Below are 17,507 nucleotides of genomic sequence, written 5' to 3'. Positions count from 1 at the left end.
ATATCATCCAGGTCAGTAGTCCTCACTTCACCCGTTACATCAGTGTTGGAGTGAGGAGCTATATAGAGAACCTCCAGAAAGATCTCTCTATCAGCTATGAACAGGCCCAGAACATAATATCCGGAGATCTGGGCGAAATGGACGAGGATAAGGTAAGGGAAGTCATCAGCACAAGCTCAGAGGATCTCTCGATGGGGATCGAGAGGAGCATATCGTTCCTCAAGGCAGCAGGTGATGCTGAAAACATTGAAGAGGTTATTCTAAGTGGGGGTGGAGCACATATCCCGTTCCTCAAGGATATTCTTTCAGAGAAACACGGGATCGATTTTTCGATCCACAACCCTCTCGAAGGAATCGATTATGAGGAAGGTGTATTCGGTGAATACGAAGAGGACCTTGACAGCATTGCTCCGCTTTTGACTGTTGGAATAGGTCTCGCTTTGAGAAAGGCGGGGAAATAATGATACGGATCAATCTTCTTCCACCGGAAGACAGGGTTAAGAAACGCCAGTTCAATCTGCCTGAGATGTCGACGGTCTACCTGATAGCTGCGGTCGCAGTATTTGTCCTCGCGATCGTGTCGATCTCTCTCATTCAGAGCCACAATGTAAAGAGTCTCGAGAAGAAGATCGAGATCGCTACAGAGGAATCCAAAAGGCTGGCCCCGCAACTTGCCAAGATCAAACAGATCACCAGGGAGCGCGAGGAAGTCGATCGCAGACTCAGTCTCATCACGACCCTCGACAGGAACAGGTACTTCAGGGTCAAGCTTCTGAACGATCTTGGGTTCAAGGTGCCCACTAATTGCTGGCTTACTAACGTAACGGAATTATCTCAGAACATTTTCTCGATAGATGGTATCGCGTTTTCGAACTACACGATCGCCGATATAATCACGAATCTCGAAGCGTCACCGGTATTCACGCGAGTCGATCTTACGGTGTCCGAAAAGGGAATCATTAACGATCGGGAAGTAATGAAGTTCACATTGAGCGCCAACGTAATGCCCCAGTAGGGAAGAGAGGTCTCGAAAATGGATTTCAAGGATCCACAGGTACAGAAATCAATAATAGTGGGGATACTTCTTCTCATTGTCGGCTATGTATATTTCTTCACCACGTTCATGCCGTTCTTCTTCAACCCCCAGAAGGCGAAGATCAGTTCGTTGGCATCGGAGTATGAGAAGATGAGTGCTGAGCTGGAGAAGGCGAGACAGACAGTTGGAAATCTCGCGAAGCTCGAGAGTGAATATGACAGGCTGCATGAGAAATGGGTCGCCGCGCAGAGCCTGCTTCCACAGCAGGAGGAAGTCGCAAAACTTCTGAGGAAAGTAACCAGGGCTGGAAATCAGGCTGGTATCGAATTTCATCTCTTCCAGCCTCAGCCACAGATAAGGAAAGAGTTTGTGACGGAGAATCCCGTGAAGATCAGGGTTCAGGGCCAGTATCACGATGTCGGCATTTTCCTGTCCAAGGTTGCCAATCTCGACAGGATCCTGAACGTTCACGGTCTCAAGATATATCCAATGGATAGTAAAAAGGCATCGACCGACAAGGTCGGCCGGAGTCATACAATAGAGGCCGAGATGTACATTTCGGCTTATACGCTTACGGAAGGTGGTGAAGTGATCAATGAAGACGCGAAGAAAAAGTCTTAAATCAGTATGGATGTCAGTTATAGGACTGGCCGCTCCGGTACTTTTCCTCGCGATAACGCTCATGCCTTCTATTGCGTTAGCTGAGGAAAGACAAGGGGGAAAGAAAAATCTCCGTGAGAAGAAATACTATTACCAGGCCTTCAACAGGAGAGACCCCTTTACGAGTCTCATTGCCGGTGAGTTCGAGGAGAGCGAATTCGATCTCGTCGATATCTATGGGGTGAAACTCGTCGGAGTCCTTTCTGGTGGAATGGATAAATACGCGATGCTCGAGGACAAGAACGGCTTTGGATACATCATCAAGGCCGGTGACCCGATCAGAAATGGAAGTATCATATCTGTGGGTGACAGGGCGCTTGTCGCGAGACTGACCATGTTCGGACAGACTACAAGTGTAACCCTCCGGCTGGAGGGCAAAACGGGAAAAGGAGAATAGGATGCTGAGATTTCGAAGGACAGCAGTTGTCGTTCTCGCAGGCCTGTTGCTACCGTGCCTGAGCCTTTCCGCCGGTGACTGGGATAAGGAGATCAACGGTCTCAAGATCGCACATGCCGATGGCAGGACCAGACTCGAGATCAGCAAGGTCGGCGATATTGAATTCAAGGCCTTTACGATGTCGGAGCCGGACAGGCTTGTCGTCGATTGCGTAGGTGCCATGTATGACATCGCCAGAATTGATGGCAATTCTGAAAGTGACGTCATCAGCCGCGTGAGAACGAGTCAGTACCAGATCGAACCAGTCCTTATCAGCAGGATTGTGATCGACCTGAAGAAAAAAACAGATTACAGGATGTTCAGCGAAGGCGATCTTCATGTGATAGAGATCATGGACGCTGATGCTGCGATCAAGATGTCGGATGCGAGTGTTGGCAGCCAGCCTTACGTTCCGGTTGAGAATGTGGCGGTATTGGATGCACGGAAGATCGAAAAACCGAAGGTCATCTCCGCTGCTTCCATGGGGCCCGTTCTGCCGATGGTGATGCCGGTCGCAGAGAAAGATTCCGAGAATACAGTCGAGATTGAAGAGAAGTCGCAGCCGAAAAGTCAGACACAGGGTTCTCCCTGGATCGGCGACGACAGCGAATCGACTGCTGCCAGCAAAAATATGACGCAGTCAGCCGCTTCCCAGTCTGTCTCGATGAACAAGCGAGCGGATGCCGGAAAAGATAATCTACCATGGTCCGAATCCTATGTAAGAGGGGCGCCGGCCGGTGGTGGAGGCATGGCGATGGGCGCGAACAAGATAACTATCGACGCGCAGGGTGCGGATATAAAGACCGTGCTCCGTACGATCTCCGATTTTGCCGGAGTGAACATCGTGTCTGGTAAGGGTGTAAAAGGCGAGATCCATGTTCACATCAAGGACTGTCCATGGCAGGAAGCGCTCGATATCATCCTCAAGGCGAATGGATTCGGTTACCGGGAAGAATTTGGAATGATCAGAGTGGCCGAACTCACCACACTTCTCAAGGAAGAGCTGGAAATCCAGACAGCTATCAAAAAACAGGAAGAACTCGAGCCGCTGAAGACCAGGATCATTTTCGTCAATAACTCGAATGCTGAAGAACTCAGAGGCGCGCTTGAGAGCATGTTGACATCCTCAAGGGCGACAATCGAAGTAGATCCGGGTAGTAACTCATTGATCGTGCGTGATATCGAAAAGAACGTGGAAAAGATATCAGAGATGGTGAAGGATCTGGACATCAAGACCCACCAGGTCGATATCAACGCGAAGCTGGTCGAGATCGATGTTGAGGCTTCGCAGGAACTCGGTATCAACTGGAACATGCTCAACATTCACAAGGCAGGCGTGGGTGCTACAGGAAGCGCCGAAGTAGACGCTACGATAGCCTCGAGTGCCGGCACGATGAAATTCGGTATGGTCCGTTCGTGGGGTGAGCTGACAGCTCTGCTCCAGATGCTTGAGAGAACAAACAAGGCGAATATCATCTCCAATCCGAGGATCACAACCCTGGACAACAGGGAAGCCAGTATCCTTGTCGGTAAGGAGATCCCACTTATCGTAGCTGACGAGGCGGGCAATCCCGTCACAGAGCTGACGAAGATCGGTATCATGTTGAGGGTCACTCCTCACGTGAATGCCGACCGGACGATCACACTCGATCTTCATCCCGAGGTAAGCGAACTTCAGGCTGAATCAACGGCCCAGGGTGGCGTTATCATAGCTACCGCTGAAGCCGATACCAGGGTCATAGTGAAGAACGGAGACACGGCTGTTATCGGTGGACTTATCAAGAAGTCAGACACCGAAGTGATACGTGGTGTGCCGTTCCTCAAGGATATCCCGTTCCTCGGCAGGCTTTTCTCATCGAAGAGCAAATCCAGCAAAAAGACGGAACTTGTGATTTTTGTTACTCCGACGATAGTGGAATAACCTTGCCCCCTCCACTGAACGTCGTGCCCCCGGGAGTTTTCCCTGACACCCGGGGGCTTTTTTATACCCCGTTCGCTTCTATTTTCCCTTGCCCGGACCCTGTCTGTTCTATATCCTGAGTTGTCTGCGAGGTCCGGTCTGCCGGGCCACGGCTGTTCATGGACTGCAAGGGAGGTTGCTACGTGCGCGTAATCGGAGGAAAGAACAGGGGAATAGCTCTCAGGGGCGGGAAAGGTCCGCAATTCAGGCCGACGGCTCAGATCGTGAAAGGCTCTGTCTTCGATACATTATATTCCGATGTTCAGAATGCTGTTGTACTCGACCTGTTCGCCGGTTCCGGCTCGATGGGCATCGAAGCGCTCAGCAGAGGGGCCTCGAGGGCGGTTTTCGTCGAACAGGACCCATCGATCATCAAGGCCTTGAGAACGAATATCGAGCGTTGCCGATTTTCGAAAGAACAGGCTGTCGTCCATCGGGGCGATGCTACCAGATTTCTTGAAAATGCGATCAAGGCAGAAGGCCGTTACGACCTTATCCTGGCTGATCCACCTTACGCTTCCAGTCTTGGTGGAAAACTCGCTTCCATGCTGGGCAAAGCGCGGGAGGACATCTGCAAGATGTTCATCATAGAGACCGGTAAAGAAATAGAAGGTAATGAGTTTGGCAGGATAGAAAAGCTCAGAACAAGGAAATTCGGTCAAACGATCGTTACTTATTTCAGATACAGAAACGAAGAGGAATCCTGATTGTCAAGGAGGTGAAGGGCTGTGAAGAAAAGAACGGCTCTGTATCCGGGAACATTCGATCCTATTACAAATGGACATGTAGATATCGTCAGAAGAGTCTCAAGGATCTTCGACAGGGTCATCGTGGCCGTTGCCGCCGGAGTACATAAATCACCACTCCTGGATCTTGAGAGGCGATTTCAGCTGGTGAAAGAGAGTCTGGTCGATCTCGATAGTGTGGAAGTAGTCACATTTGACGGCCTTCTCGTAGACGAGTTCAAGGCGCGAGAGGTAGATGTCGTGATCAGGGGATTGAGAGCTGTATCCGATTTTGAGTACGAATTGATGATAGCCCTGATGAATAGAAAACTGCTTCCCGATTTTGAGACAGTATTCCTTATGCCAGACGAGAGGTATATCTACCTGCACAGTTCACTAGTGAAGGAGATCTACAGGCTCGGTGGATCTGTCGAATGTCTCGTTCCCGAGTCTGTTTCAGACAGGCTCAGGGAATGGAAGCCATAACTGATCATTTCCAAGGAGGAACGAAGTGACGAATATCGTCAGCAAAAGGGCTTCGGAGATCGAACCTTCGATCACTCTCAGTCTCAATACAAAGGCAAACGCTCTTAAAGAAGCTGGTGAGGATGTCGTGGCCCTTGCTGCGGGAGAACCTGATTTCGATACTCCAGAGATCATCAGGAACGCCGGTATCAGGGCGATTAACGAAGGTAAGACCAGATACACTCCGGCAGCGGGAATTGCCCCTCTCAGAAAAGCGGTAGCAGAAGAATATTCCGGAATACTCGGTGTGGATTATGGCTGGAAGGAGACGGTGATCTCCCACGGAGCGAAACACTCGATATTCAACGCATTGTTCGTGCTTACAGATCCTGACGATGAGGTGATGATCACGACTCCATACTGGGTGAGTTATCCAGAGATGATAAAGCTGGTCGGAGCGGTTCCCAATATCGTCGAGCTTTCGGTAGACGATGGGTTCAGGTTGACCGTGGACCGTCTCAAGGTTGAAGTGGAAAAGAGCAGGCCGAAAGCGATTTTGTTGAACACACCGAACAATCCGGCGGGAACAGTATATTCTCCTTCTGATATGGAGGCTATAGCTCGGTTTCTTCTGGAAGAGGGAATAGCTCTCATCAGTGACGAGATCTATGAATACCTGGTATACGGAGGACACGAACATCATTCACCTGTGAAACTGGTGCCGGAACTGAAGGATAGCTGCGTGGTCGTGACTGGAGTCTCAAAGAGTTACGCCATGACAGGCTGGCGTGTGGGATATGCTCTGGCCAGCGAACAGGTCGCTTACAGGATGGGAGCATACCAGGCACACGCGACCGGGTGTCCGAACGCGATATCCCAGTGGGCTGCCGTCGAGGCTGTAAAAAATGGAGCCGATGACCGTGACATGATGAAGGCTTCTTTCGAGAAACGACGGGATATGTTTAATGCCAGGCTTGCCAAAGTGCCGGGTATCACCTATCCCGAGCCAGGTGGGGCCTTCTATTTCTTCGCCGATGTCTCGGGGCTATATGGCAAATGTGGTGTGTCGGGGAGTGGGGAGTTCTGCGAGAAGCTGCTTGCCGATAAGGGGCTTCTTTTGATCCCCGGTGGTCCCTTTGGATGCGACAATATGGTACGTTTCTCGTTTGCTGCTTCTGAGGAAACACTGAACGCGGCTCTCGACCGGTTCGAGTCGTTCGTCCGCGATTACGTCTAGTCGTTCAGGCAGATGTCTTCCGGTTCTGAGGCCGGCATCAGTGAATGGATCCGAGGCCTATGAGAAAAGCTGTCGAAGAGTTATCAAGGCGTCTTGGTGACATAAGAATACACACGGGAGCCCAGTACCGATTTTCATACAATTTCGACGCTACAGGCAGGAAGGGCGATTGTCTTGGCGTCGTATTTCCAGAAGGACTGGATCCGCTTGTCCGTATCGTGCGTGAAGCCGGGAGGGTCGGCCTGCCAGTCTTCATGAGAGGAGCGGGTACCGGTTTTTCCGGCGGGAGCGTTCCTGTCGGTGGTGGCCTGGTCATTTCAACGGAAAAAATGCGGAGAGTGATCGATTTTAACCGTGGTGCTTCGACTGTCGAAGTCGAAGCAGGCATCGTCAATAAAGAGCTCCAGGACTACCTGTACCCTCATGGATTTTTTTATCCTCCTGACCCGGCCAGCCTCAAGGTTTCGACCATCGGGGGGAATATCGCTGAGAACGCTGGAGGCCCGAGAGCCTATAAGTATGGCGTGACCAGAAGATATGTCCTTTCACTTACCTGGATAACGATCGAGGGTGAAGTGATCGAGAGTCCCCTCGAGGGAGAGGCCGCTCTGCTTACCGGAGCGGAAGGTACACTGGGAGTCATATATTCTGCGAGGCTCGACACAAGGCCCCTTCCCGAGGTGGCCGTCACTTCTGTCGTCCAGGCCGGTACCGGGCCGGAAGCTATGGAAAGGGCAACAGAACTTCTTTCTTCAGGATTCTGTCCTACAGTCCTGGAATTTATTGATTCGAGGACGATGGCCTGTGTAAGCGAGTACATGAGAGCGAGCGAATTTAATACCGGTGACAGCTTTCTGTTTTTCGAAGTAGATGGAAATCGTGATGAAGTCAACGTTCAGCAGGAGATCCTCGAATCGTATTGCAGGGATAATGGACTGGGGATAATAAAGGCCGTAGATGAATCAGAGCGGGAGACGCTGTGGGAACTCCGAAGAGCGATAAGTCCCAGTCTTGCCAGGAAAGGTATTACAAAGGTCAATGAAGATGTTTCTCTTCCGCTGGGCAGTCTCGCCGATGCCGTGTCATTTATCAACGACTATTCATCAAGGCTCGACCTGGATTGCTATGTATTCGGACATTGCGGGGATGGGAACCTTCATGTGAATATCATGACCGACAGGCGGAAGACCGATGAGATGAGGAGGGCTATGGTCTTCGTTCGGGAACTGTTTGAGGAGGTAGTGCGGCTTGGAGGGACTCTCAGCGGGGAGCATGGTATCGGTATAACAAAGAACGGGTATCTCGATATCCTGTTTTCCAGGGGAGAGATTGAATTGCAGAGTGATCTTAAGCGATGTTTCGATCCTGAAGAGTATCTCAACCCTGGAAAATATTTCAGTGGAATCATGCAGGCAGGGAGTAACGATTTATGACATCGTTCATCGACATTGTGGAGATAAGTGTCAGGGCCGGTGATGGTGGTCATGGCTGTGTCAGTTTTCGAAGGTTGAGAAATATACCTCGCGGAGGGCCGGATGGTGGGGATGGCGGCAGAGGTGGAGACATCGTTATCCGGGTCGAACCCCAGATGAGGACTTTGCTCGATCTGAGATACAGAAGAAATTATAAAGCTCCCAAGGGCAGTGCGGGGCAGGGAGCACGAAAAACTGGTCCCTACGGTGATGATGTGGTCATAAAAGTTCCTCCCGGTACGATCATTCAGGATGCCAAAAGTGGCCGGACTCTGGCTGACCTTGTCTCAGCGGACCAGGAGATAGTCATTGCGAGAGGTGGAGATGGAGGAACAGGTAATTTCTCTTTTCGTTCAGCCACTAACCAGGCTCCTACGAAGGCTACATTGGGCCGGGAGGGAGAGAAGCTCAACCTCAGGTTGACTTTGAAGCTTATTGCAGATGTAGGGCTGGTCGGACTGCCCAATGCCGGAAAATCGACGCTTCTCAGCGCCGTGAGCCAGGCTCGACCACTTATTGCCGATTATCCGTTTTCCACACTGACTCCCAATCTTGCTATTGTGAGAGTCGATGAAGCGGCTTCATTCTGTATGGTGGATATCCCGGGGCTTATAGAGGGCGCGCATCAGGGTAAGGGGCTTGGCCTGCAGTTTCTTCAGCATGTGGAGAGGTGCAGGGTCCTTCTTATAATCCTGGAAGTCGGAGGAGAAGTCAGTGCCCGCGACGCGTACAGGCAACTCCTGCATGAGCTTGAATCGTATTCTCCGAAGTTGCTGGAAACCCCCAGGATAGTCGCTCTTAACAAGATAGACATCATTCATGACTGGCAGAAGTTCGATTCTGAACTCCTGCCTGAGGATGTGGAGCTTCATCGGATCTCCGCGGCCTCAGGTGAAGGGCTTGCGCCTATGATGCAACTCCTTTTCAAGAAGGTCCTGGAGTCGTTTGCTGACGAAGAGGAGCCTGACGAAACACCTCCCTTTGATCCACTGAGTATGTGAAACAGTTTTTATAGTTAAGGAAATGCCCGTTTAACCGAGAAACAGGTGTAGGGTAGTATTTGAAAAGAGGTCAGATGAACAAGGATCTGGATGGCAGAGAAGAGCTGGTCGACCATACATCCCGGAGCAAACCGAGAATACTGCTTGCTGAAGACAACAGGGTGAATCAGAAAATCGCCTGCCTGATGCTGGAAAAGGCCGGATTCTGTGTAGATGTAGTGGAAGACGGATTACAGGCGACGGAGGCGGTTGAATCCCGATCGTATGATCTGATCCTGATGGATTGCATGATGCCTGGGATGGACGGTTACAAGGCTACAGCCAAAATCAGAAGAATGAATGGCGCAAAAAGCAGAATACCGATCATAGCACTTACTGCAAATACGATGATGGGGGACAGGGATAGATGTATTGAGGCTGGAATGGACGATTTCCTGCCGAAACCGATCAATAGATCGGGAATGCTCGAGATCATCGATCGATGGATTTCTTTTCTGAAAAAGTCTGATGCTGAATAATATATTAACAGGTAATAAGTTGCGAGATTGATTCCTTCCAAAGTGTCTTGTTCCCTTGAAGAGATCCCCATAATAGTGGTACAAATAACGAAGACAGGTCAGTAGTCCTATCCTGCCCTTACACATAACTGACTGGAGGCTGCCTGATGGTAAAAATACTGAGATGGATAGCGAGACTCTGGAGTATTGGAAGTATTGTATTTATCATCTCGACGTTCGTCCGTAAAGGATTGAGTTTTTCATCGTGGAGCGGGATCGAATGGATCATGTTCATCTTTTTCCCGGTGGGAGTGATCGGAGGATTGATCCATGGCTGGAGGAAGGAAGCGCTTGGAGGAAGTGTAGCGGTCTTCAGCATTCTGGCTTATTATCTGGTACACTTTATCAATGTGGGGGTCGTGCCTCCCGGCGCACAGTATATTCTCGCGGCATTCCCCGGACTGATCTATATGGGACTCTGGCTTTTCACTCACAGTGAGAAGACAAGTTAGGGCAACGGGAAGAACGTCACTTTTAAGATGGTGAAGTAGCTGGGGAGGGCAAAAAAAGGCGGCGACTGGAGTCTCGGAAGGATTTTCACCCTAAATATCCGCAGGCCGCAAAAGAGCGTGGCCACTCTATAACGCCATTAGGGATATCATCAGCCGCCACCAAAATATATTTAACTGTCAATACAAGGGATTGTTATTATTCATCTCCTTACTTCGTCAGTTTAACATAAGAATCAGTCGATGCAAGTATTATTTTCACTAAATTAAAACTTTTTGTCGGAATATGTCCAGCCTGAGAATAAGAATGAAAGCATTGACATATCATTGACAATCTGTTGGATGTCACAGTTCCTGTCCTCAGTGTAGCCGCAGTAGGAGGATTTGGGCAATACACAGCCTATTCTCCTTCAATACTTGGAAGCACGGATGTGACGACGATAGTTGCAGGCCTCTATCCTCCGGAATACCAGATGATCGATTTCGGTCATATCGACCTGTTTATCTCCAATGAGGCCCGGACTCTTGCCTGGGAGCCTGTACTCGCGTGGATAATCGCGCATTCGGGTAAGGAGATGGAAGGAAACAAGTTCACAAAGAATTAGAACCTGTCATTTATAAACAGTTACGGGCAGGCACATTTCAGGAAGTCCCGGCCTGTCTTTTTCTTTTCCATAATAGAAAATAATGGTTGAGCAGACCTGGTGTCGGGCGTAGAATGCATCTTTCCCTGCGTAGGAAACCGATCCGGAAATGAAGATCATCCAGAGGAAGATTCATCTGAAAGACGGAGGATAAGATGAGCGGACTGTTCGGTGTTGTATCGGAGAATAGTTGTAATGAGTTGTTACTTTACGGGACGGATTACCATTCTCATCTGGGTACACAGTTCGGAGGCGTCGCCATGTTTGGCGATGAATTTTCAAGACAGATCCACAATATAAGTCAAAGCCAGTTCAAGTCGAAATTTTATAAAGATATTTATAACATGAAAGGTAATATGGGAATCGGCGTCATCAGCGCATTTGATGAACAGCCGATATACCTTAATTCACATCTGGGGCCATTTTGTATCGTTACAGATGGATTTATTGACAACGCAAGGGAACTGGCGGACCAGATGCTTTCAGAGGGAGTGACTTTCAGTGAGACTGGTGACGGAACGGTGAATCTCACCGAACTTGCGGCGAAGATTATCGCGCGCGGCGATGATATCATCGATGGAATCGAAAAAGTGTTTGATGCTATCGACGGCTCATGTACCCTGCTGCTCCTGAGCAGAGAAGGGATATATGCTGCCCGGGATAGACTGGGCTATTCTGCACTGGCAATCGCGAAGCGTGAAGATGCATGGGCTGTGGCGTCTGAGACCACTGCATTTCCAAACAACGATCTCTCGATAGAAAAAATTCTGGATCCGGGGGAGATAGTCCTTCTCGGTAAGGATGGGATGCGTGTAGCAAAAGTGGGAAGGGAAAATAATCAGATATGCTCTTTCCTGTGGATCTATACAGGGTTTCCTGCCTCTGACTACGAAGGGATCAACACGGAAGCAGTCAGGGAAAGATGCGGAAAATGTCTCGCGAGAAGAGATAAGGATATAGAAGTCGATGTAGTGGCAGGGATCCCTGATTCCGGAACCGCTCACGCTATCGGTTACGCGATAGAGTCGGGGAAGCCGTACAGGCGTCCGCTGATAAAGTATACTCCTGGATATGGCCGCAGCTACACTCCTCCCTCTCAGGATACACGAGATCATATCGCCCGGATGAAGCTGGTGCCCGTGAAGGAGATAATCGATGGGAACAGGATCGTCATCTGTGAAGATTCGATAGTGAGGGGCACACAACTCAAGAATTTTACGACGAAAAAACTCTGGGAAGGTGGAGCGAAAGAGATCCATTGCCGTCCGGCATGTCCTCCACTTATGTTCCCCTGCAGATTCAATCTATCGACCAGGGAAATAGATGAACTGGCCGCACGAAGGGCCATCAGGGATATCGAGGGGAAGGATATTGAGGACATTTCAGAATATCTTGACCATACTACAGAGAAGTACGCGAAGATGATCGAATGGATCCGCAAGGATATTGAAGTAACGACTCTGCGCTACCAGACAGTTGAAGATATGGTCGAGGCGATCGGTTTTCCAAGGGAAAGACTCTGCCTGTATTGCTGGAACGGCAAATATCCCGATCAGGGAATATAAAAGATATCAGGAGGCGATCTTGGCAAGAAAGAAATACGAGGTCAGCGACCATGGAAAGAATCATGAACTTACGCTGGAGATAGATGCCGAAAAAAAGACGGTCCGAAGTGGCGCGGTATATAACTTCGGCGATAATTCGTCCCTGACCCTGGATCTTGCTCCGGGAAAACTGAATGGTACATTTGTGCATGCCGGTGAGGAGCATTCCCTCAAACTCGTTCTGGACAATTCGGGAAAGTATTCCGGTACATACAGGGATACCAGCAGGGAGAGCCTGGAACTTGAAGTTCAGGCCGGGGTTGTCAGAATCGCCAGGGGCAAGTTTCCGCCCGAGGGAAAATTAAAGTTGAAGGGGAATACTCATCAACTCGAGCTCAGGCTTGACAGGAAGGGAAGACTATCCGGCGAGATCAAATCGAGGCTCAACAGATCGGCCATTTTTGTGCTGGATATCAGGAATAACAGGATTTCAGGACAGCTTACGCATAAAGGGAAGAAGCACAAGACGATCCTGGAACTTTCAAACAGAGGATGGAAGGGTAAGTTGACTTTCAAGAAAGGAAAGTCAAGCATTTCGCTGAATATCGTCGGGGGGAAGGATCTGAAACTATCAACAGCGAAATTGAATGCCCTGTTAAAGTTCTGATTGTGTGCTGGATCGGGTCCGGCAGAAATTCGGGCCTGGCCCCGACCAGGTGATTTTCAAGGGAGGATCGTTATGTCAAGGATCGCACTCTTCATCTTGTTGGTCTTTACGTTCTTTTTAACCCCCGTCATGGCTATGGACATCGAGAATGGATTGAAAGTCGATGAAGTAGTCATATGTACCGGCATAGAGGAAAAAGCCCCCGCCGGCATAAACACCCAGTTTTTCGAAAGTCAGGAAAGACTCTATTGTTATTCAAGGATTTCGGGAGCCGCCCCTCCTGATACCATTACTCACGTGTGGATCTTTGGTGAGGAAGAGAAGGCTCGTGTGAGGCTCCCTGTCAAATCTGCTTCATGGCGGACATGGAGTTCTAAAAGGATGATGGCTTCATGGTCCGGAGCGTGGCGTGTTGAGATCGAAGACAATGGAGGCAGAGTATTGGCCGTTCGCGAATTCATCTATAAACCGGTCGAAGAATAGTTCAGAGCGATCTTGCTCATCGTGGAAATTCCGGGTAAAGATGTATTACCCTTCAGCAGGATGAAAAGTAAAGCCCACCATAACGTCTATGTCATAGAGCTCGACCGGGCCGTTATCCGAGAAAAGTCCTTCATCCGCGAAAATCCGGGATTCAGGCCTGATTGTAAGTGTTACTATGTAGGTATGACCGGCCTTGATCCTGAGAAACGGTTCGAGAATCATCTTGCAGGTTACAAGTCGAACAGGTTTGTCCGGAAGTACGGCAGACACCTTTGTCCACTGCTTTATGAAGAATACAATCCACTCCCATATGAAGATGCTGTGGAAATGGAATCCGAACTCGCACGGATACTCCGGAAGCGTGGACACGCGGTCTGGCAGAAATAGGTCGAGGTGTTTTCTTGATCCTGTTCGGTGGCTGGAATGATTACATAATATCAACGAAACTCTCTTGACATTCATTGCTGAACTATAATATAATTCGCATATAAGAATATTCTTATAATCTTATTAAGGAGAAAGACAATGACGGACGATGAACTGAAGAATCTCGAAGTGAACAAGGTTGTGGACGCAAGAGGTATGGCTTGTCCCGGTCCGCTGCTGGAGGCGAAGAAAGCGATGGCGGAAGTGCCAGTGGGTGGGATTATGGAGGTCATCTCATCTGACGAAGGAACGAACAACGATATCCCGATGTGGACGAAAAAGATGAAGTACGAGCACATGGGAACAGTTGAAGACACAAGTTTCTGGAGACTGTACGTAAAGAAGACCAGGTAATTGAAATGGCCGCAAGAATTTCGGACAAGGAGAGGTGCGAGAAGATAGCGCCACTGCTCAAGAGCCTTGCTCATCCCCAGAGGCTGTATATCCTCTGTAAACTTCGTCGAAACGAGATGACTGTGAGTGAACTTGAGCAATGCTGCGAGGCGTCACAGCCACACATCTCTCAGCACCTGACGCGAATGAGACTTGAGGGCCTGGTCGATTCGAAGAGAGACGGTAATTTTGTCCAATACAGGATAGTTAGTGAACATGTCCTTGCCCTTCTGGAATCGTTTGAAAAGGTATTTAAATAATGAGTGAAAAAGGATCAACACCGAAGATCCTTGTCTTTTCGACGGAGAACGTGTCAGACCCCGGCATCGACCTTGCCGGCAGGAACAAGATGCACTATTCCCCGTTAGTCTACGTCATCACGCTGCCCTGCTCGAGCGGCATCAAACCGAAATGGATAATTCACGCTCTGGAGAACGGTTTCGACGGAGTATTTCTGGCCGCCGATGGGAACGATTGTTCCTATCTTGAGGATTGTACGGCAAGGACCGGAGCGGTCATGGCAAGGACGCAGGAGATGATGGTAGAGAGGGAGATCAATCCGGCCCGCGTAAAGATGGCGGCTCTCTGCAGCGTTTGTGCAGAACCTTTCGAAAAATATATGAAGAATTTCAACACGGCCCTCAAGAAGATCGGGTCGGCGGAAAGCGGAGAATAGATGGATTACGACGCCCTGGTAATCGGTGGTGGCATAGCAGGGATGGAGTCGGCGATAAGCCTGGGCGACATGGGCTATAAGGTAGCCCTTGTCGAAAAGGAACCCAGTATCGGGGGAAAGATGATCCTTCTCTCGAAGGTCTTTCCAACTCTCGATTGCGCCAGCTGCATCTCCACTCCAAAGATGGCGGGCACCGCGAGCCACAAGAATATAGACCTCAATGTATACAGCGAAGTAAGGAACATTCGACGCAGTGAAGAAGGATCCTTTCTCGTCACACTCTACCGGAAACCCAGATATGTAGATTTCGATCTGTGCACAGGATGCCAGGAGTGCGAAAAGGTCTGCACAGTGTCCGTGCCCGATGAATACAATTTCGGGCTGGTCGCCCGACGCGTCGCACACATCGCATTTCCACAGGCCGTTCCAAAAAAGGCCGTTATCGACCGCGAGGGCACTTCACCTTGTACATTCCACTGCCCTGCGAACATCAAGGCGAACGGATACATATCGCTGGCCAGGCAGGGACAATTCGAGGAGGCGTTCAATCTCGTCCTGGACGATGCGCCTCTGGTGGGAAGCCTGGGGAGAGCCTGCTATTCGCCTTGCGAGAAGGAATGTACCCTCGCCGAGACGGACGGAGCTCCACACATAAGGATGATAAAGAGATACATCGCCGACTGGTATTATGACAGGCACCCCGAACCCGAATACGGTCCGCCGGAAGAGAAAACTGGTAAAAAAGTGGCTGTGATAGGTTCCGGTCCAGCAGGACTGAGCGCGGCGTTCTTCCTCGCGAAGAAGGGCCACGAAGTGAAGATACTCGAAGCCCGCGACATCGCAGGAGGGATGCTGAGAAGCGAATTGCCGAGATACCGTCTTCCCAAAGAGACGGTCGACAGGGATATCATGAACATAACGGCTCTCGGAGTGAAGATCGAGACCGGTGTCGAGGTGACCTCGGTCAGGGGGCTGCTCGATGAGGGTTTCGATTCGGTATTCGTATCGGTGGGAGCAAATGTAGCAAAGAGCATAGGTATAGAGGGCGAGGACCATCCCGGTGTCCTCAGCGGGATAAGGTTCCTTTTCGATGTCACACACGGGCGAAAGCACGATCTGAAAGGAAAACGAGCTCTTGTAATAGGCGGAGGTAATGTCGCAATAGACGTGGCGAGGACAGCCGCGAGGCTGGGCGCTTCGGAAGTCAGGATGATGTGTCTGGAGAAACGTGAAGAGATGCCTGCTTCGGAGGAAGAGATCGAGGACGCTGTCAGGGAAAAAGTGATAATAGAAGCCGGACTCGGGCCTGAAAAAGTGATCGTGAGCGAAGACAGGATCACCGGCGTCGAGACTGTCGCCTGCCTGAGCATCTTTGACGGGGAAGGAAAGTTCTCCCCCAAGTTCGACAGCCGGAAACGCTCCGTGCTGCCCTGCGATGTCGTATTCATCTCAATCGGACAGTCCAGCCAGACCGGTTTTCTCGAGGCTGATGGAATAGAGCTATTAAGGGGCGGGATGATAAAAGCCGACGCGGAGACAATGGTCACAAGCGTAGATGGGATCTTCGCCGGCGGAGAGGTAGTGACCGGACCTTCGATGATAGTGGAGGCGATAGGCCAGGGAAAGAGGGCAGCCTTCTACATGGATAGATTCATCAGGGACGGGAATGTGGGCGGCCCCCGTTATGACGACAGGATAGAACCGGTCACAAAGGAGCAGGTCCTGTCGAGGCAGAAGGATTTTCGGCCTCCTCACCATGTCGACGTTAAGCAGCGCGATGTGGAGGAAAGAGTGGGTGACTTCAGCGAGATCGAACTCCCGATGTCAGAGAGGGAGACGATAGAGAGCGCAGATAACTGTCTCAACTGTGGCATATGCTGCGAATGTCAGCAGTGTGTCAAAGCCTGCCAGGCTGAAGCGATAGATCTTTACATGAAGGGCGAGGAAGTACAGATCGAAGTCGCTTCGGTGATCGTATCGACCGGTTACGGACTCTTTCCGGCCCACCTTATGGACAGGTATGGATACGGAAAATTCAAAAATGTCATAACGGCCATGGAAATGGACAGGATAATAGCGCCGACGAGACCATACAACCACCTTCTCAGGCCTCTCGATGGAAAGGTTCCTGACAATATAGCCTATGTGCTGTGTGCCGGTTCAAGGGACCATACGACTGATAACCCGATCTGCTCGAGAGTATGCTGCATGTATTCGATCAAGCAGGCGCAACTTCTCCTCGGCGCGCTTCCTATTGCGGATGTCACACTCTACTACATAGACATAAGAGCCTTCGGCAAGGGCTACGACGAATTCTACGAGCAATCCAGAGGAATGGGAGTCCAGTTTGTAAAGGGAAAGGTGGCGAAGATCGACGAGACCTCCGAAGGCAATCTGATCCTTCGCTACGAGGATATAGACAATGGTGGAAAGATAATGGAGACCGAACATGACCTCGTCGTCCTGTCGACAGGATTCATTCCCAATCCCGAATTCAGGGAACTGTTCAGTGAGGAAGAACTGCGGGGCGACAAGTGGTCCTTTGTCGAAGAGCCCGATGAGGAGACGAACCCGGCCAGGACGAGTATCGAGGGAGTATTCGTGGCTGGTGCCGCCGCCGGTCCGATGGATATTCCCGATACGATACTGCATTCAGGTGCCGCAGCTGTGCAGGCA

The 17,507-nt window shown here is 50.3% G+C and carries 21 protein-coding genes; all 21 read left to right on the top strand.

The window, feature by feature from the left end; all coding sequences use genetic code 11:
- A partial coding sequence (locus KOO63_12245) for a pilus assembly protein PilM (GenBank protein ID MBU8922579.1) occupies nucleotides 1–461 on the top strand: 461 nt, incomplete at its 5' end.
- Nucleotides 461–1,015, top strand: a complete 555-nt coding sequence (locus KOO63_12240) for a PilN domain-containing protein (GenBank protein MBU8922578.1) — start codon at nucleotides 461–463, stop codon at nucleotides 1,013–1,015. The genes KOO63_12245 and KOO63_12240, both read left to right, overlap by 1 nt.
- An 18-nt stretch (nucleotides 1,016–1,033) precedes the next feature.
- Nucleotides 1,034–1,657: a type 4a pilus biogenesis protein PilO gene (locus KOO63_12235; protein MBU8922577.1), complete on the top strand. Its 624-nt coding sequence runs from the start codon at nucleotides 1,034–1,036 to the stop codon at nucleotides 1,655–1,657.
- Nucleotides 1,632–2,093 carry a hypothetical protein gene (locus KOO63_12230; protein MBU8922576.1) on the top strand — a complete coding sequence of 154 codons (462 nt, stop codon included), beginning with the start codon at nucleotides 1,632–1,634 and terminating at the stop codon, nucleotides 2,091–2,093. Before KOO63_12235 ends, KOO63_12230 begins: the two co-directional genes overlap by 26 nt.
- Nucleotide 2,094: 1 nt before the next feature.
- Nucleotides 2,095–4,053 (top strand): type IV pilus secretin PilQ, encoded by a 1,959-nt coding sequence (pilQ, locus tag KOO63_12225; protein MBU8922575.1) that lies wholly within the window; start codon nucleotides 2,095–2,097, stop codon nucleotides 4,051–4,053.
- A gap of 182 nt (nucleotides 4,054–4,235) precedes the next feature.
- On the top strand, nucleotides 4,236–4,799 hold the full coding sequence (gene rsmD, locus KOO63_12220) for a 16S rRNA (guanine(966)-N(2))-methyltransferase RsmD (protein ID MBU8922574.1): 564 nt from the start codon (nucleotides 4,236–4,238) through the stop codon (nucleotides 4,797–4,799).
- Nucleotides 4,800–4,820: 21 nt separating this feature from the next.
- Nucleotides 4,821–5,303, top strand: coding sequence for a pantetheine-phosphate adenylyltransferase (gene coaD / locus KOO63_12215; GenBank protein ID MBU8922573.1), 483 nt, complete (start codon nucleotides 4,821–4,823; stop codon nucleotides 5,301–5,303).
- A gap of 25 nt (nucleotides 5,304–5,328) precedes the next feature.
- Nucleotides 5,329–6,519 carry a pyridoxal phosphate-dependent aminotransferase gene (locus KOO63_12210; GenBank protein MBU8922572.1) on the top strand — a complete coding sequence of 397 codons (1,191 nt, stop codon included), beginning with the start codon at nucleotides 5,329–5,331 and terminating at the stop codon, nucleotides 6,517–6,519.
- A 59-nt stretch (nucleotides 6,520–6,578) separates the two neighbouring features.
- Nucleotides 6,579–7,952: an FAD-binding protein gene (locus KOO63_12205; GenBank protein MBU8922571.1), complete on the top strand. Its 1,374-nt coding sequence runs from the start codon at nucleotides 6,579–6,581 to the stop codon at nucleotides 7,950–7,952.
- Nucleotides 7,949–8,992, top strand: coding sequence for a GTPase ObgE (obgE, locus tag KOO63_12200; GenBank protein MBU8922570.1), 1,044 nt, complete (start codon nucleotides 7,949–7,951; stop codon nucleotides 8,990–8,992). The genes KOO63_12205 and obgE overlap by 4 nt, the downstream gene beginning before the upstream one ends.
- A gap of 74 nt (nucleotides 8,993–9,066) precedes the next feature.
- The gene (locus tag KOO63_12195) at nucleotides 9,067–9,510 is read left to right on the top strand and encodes a response regulator (GenBank protein ID MBU8922569.1); all 444 of its coding nucleotides are present in this window, start codon (nucleotides 9,067–9,069) and stop codon (nucleotides 9,508–9,510) included.
- 146 nt (nucleotides 9,511–9,656) lie between these two features.
- The gene (locus tag KOO63_12190; protein MBU8922568.1) at nucleotides 9,657–10,001 is read left to right on the top strand and encodes a hypothetical protein; all 345 of its coding nucleotides are present in this window, start codon (nucleotides 9,657–9,659) and stop codon (nucleotides 9,999–10,001) included.
- 428 nt (nucleotides 10,002–10,429) lie between these two features.
- Complete coding sequence (locus KOO63_12185) at nucleotides 10,430–10,603, top strand: hypothetical protein (protein ID MBU8922567.1); 174 nt, start codon at nucleotides 10,430–10,432, stop codon at nucleotides 10,601–10,603.
- 194 nt (nucleotides 10,604–10,797) lie between these two features.
- Entirely contained in the window at nucleotides 10,798–12,207 is a 1,410-nt protein-coding gene (locus tag KOO63_12180) for an amidophosphoribosyltransferase (GenBank protein MBU8922566.1), read from the top strand.
- A 19-nt stretch (nucleotides 12,208–12,226) separates the two neighbouring features.
- Nucleotides 12,227–12,853 carry a hypothetical protein gene (locus KOO63_12175; GenBank protein MBU8922565.1) on the top strand — a complete coding sequence of 209 codons (627 nt, stop codon included), beginning with the start codon at nucleotides 12,227–12,229 and terminating at the stop codon, nucleotides 12,851–12,853.
- Between the two features lie 72 nt (nucleotides 12,854–12,925).
- Nucleotides 12,926–13,336, top strand: a complete 411-nt coding sequence (locus tag KOO63_12170; GenBank protein MBU8922564.1) for a DUF2914 domain-containing protein — start codon at nucleotides 12,926–12,928, stop codon at nucleotides 13,334–13,336.
- Nucleotides 13,337–13,396: 60 nt separating this feature from the next.
- Nucleotides 13,397–13,723, top strand: a complete 327-nt coding sequence (locus tag KOO63_12165) for a hypothetical protein (GenBank protein ID MBU8922563.1) — start codon at nucleotides 13,397–13,399, stop codon at nucleotides 13,721–13,723.
- A 138-nt stretch (nucleotides 13,724–13,861) separates the two neighbouring features.
- A complete protein-coding gene (locus KOO63_12160; protein MBU8922562.1) occupies nucleotides 13,862–14,116 on the top strand; it encodes a sulfurtransferase TusA family protein in 255 nt (84 codons plus the stop codon).
- Between the two features lie 5 nt (nucleotides 14,117–14,121).
- Entirely contained in the window at nucleotides 14,122–14,415 is a 294-nt protein-coding gene (locus KOO63_12155; protein ID MBU8922561.1) for a metalloregulator ArsR/SmtB family transcription factor, read from the top strand.
- Nucleotides 14,415–14,831, top strand: a complete 417-nt coding sequence (locus KOO63_12150) for a hydrogenase iron-sulfur subunit (protein MBU8922560.1) — start codon at nucleotides 14,415–14,417, stop codon at nucleotides 14,829–14,831. Before KOO63_12155 ends, KOO63_12150 begins: the two co-directional genes overlap by 1 nt.
- Nucleotides 14,832–17,507, top strand: a 2,676-nt coding sequence (locus KOO63_12145; protein MBU8922559.1) for an FAD-dependent oxidoreductase, incomplete at its 3' end; no start/stop codon positions are given.

It is taken from the genome of Candidatus Latescibacterota bacterium, from assembly GCA_019038625.1.
Taxonomy (GTDB): domain Bacteria; phylum Krumholzibacteriota; class Krumholzibacteriia; order Krumholzibacteriales; family Krumholzibacteriaceae; genus JAGLYV01.
The sequence above is the reverse complement of the archived record's forward strand: the minus strand, read 5'-3'. Positions and strand labels throughout refer to the sequence as shown.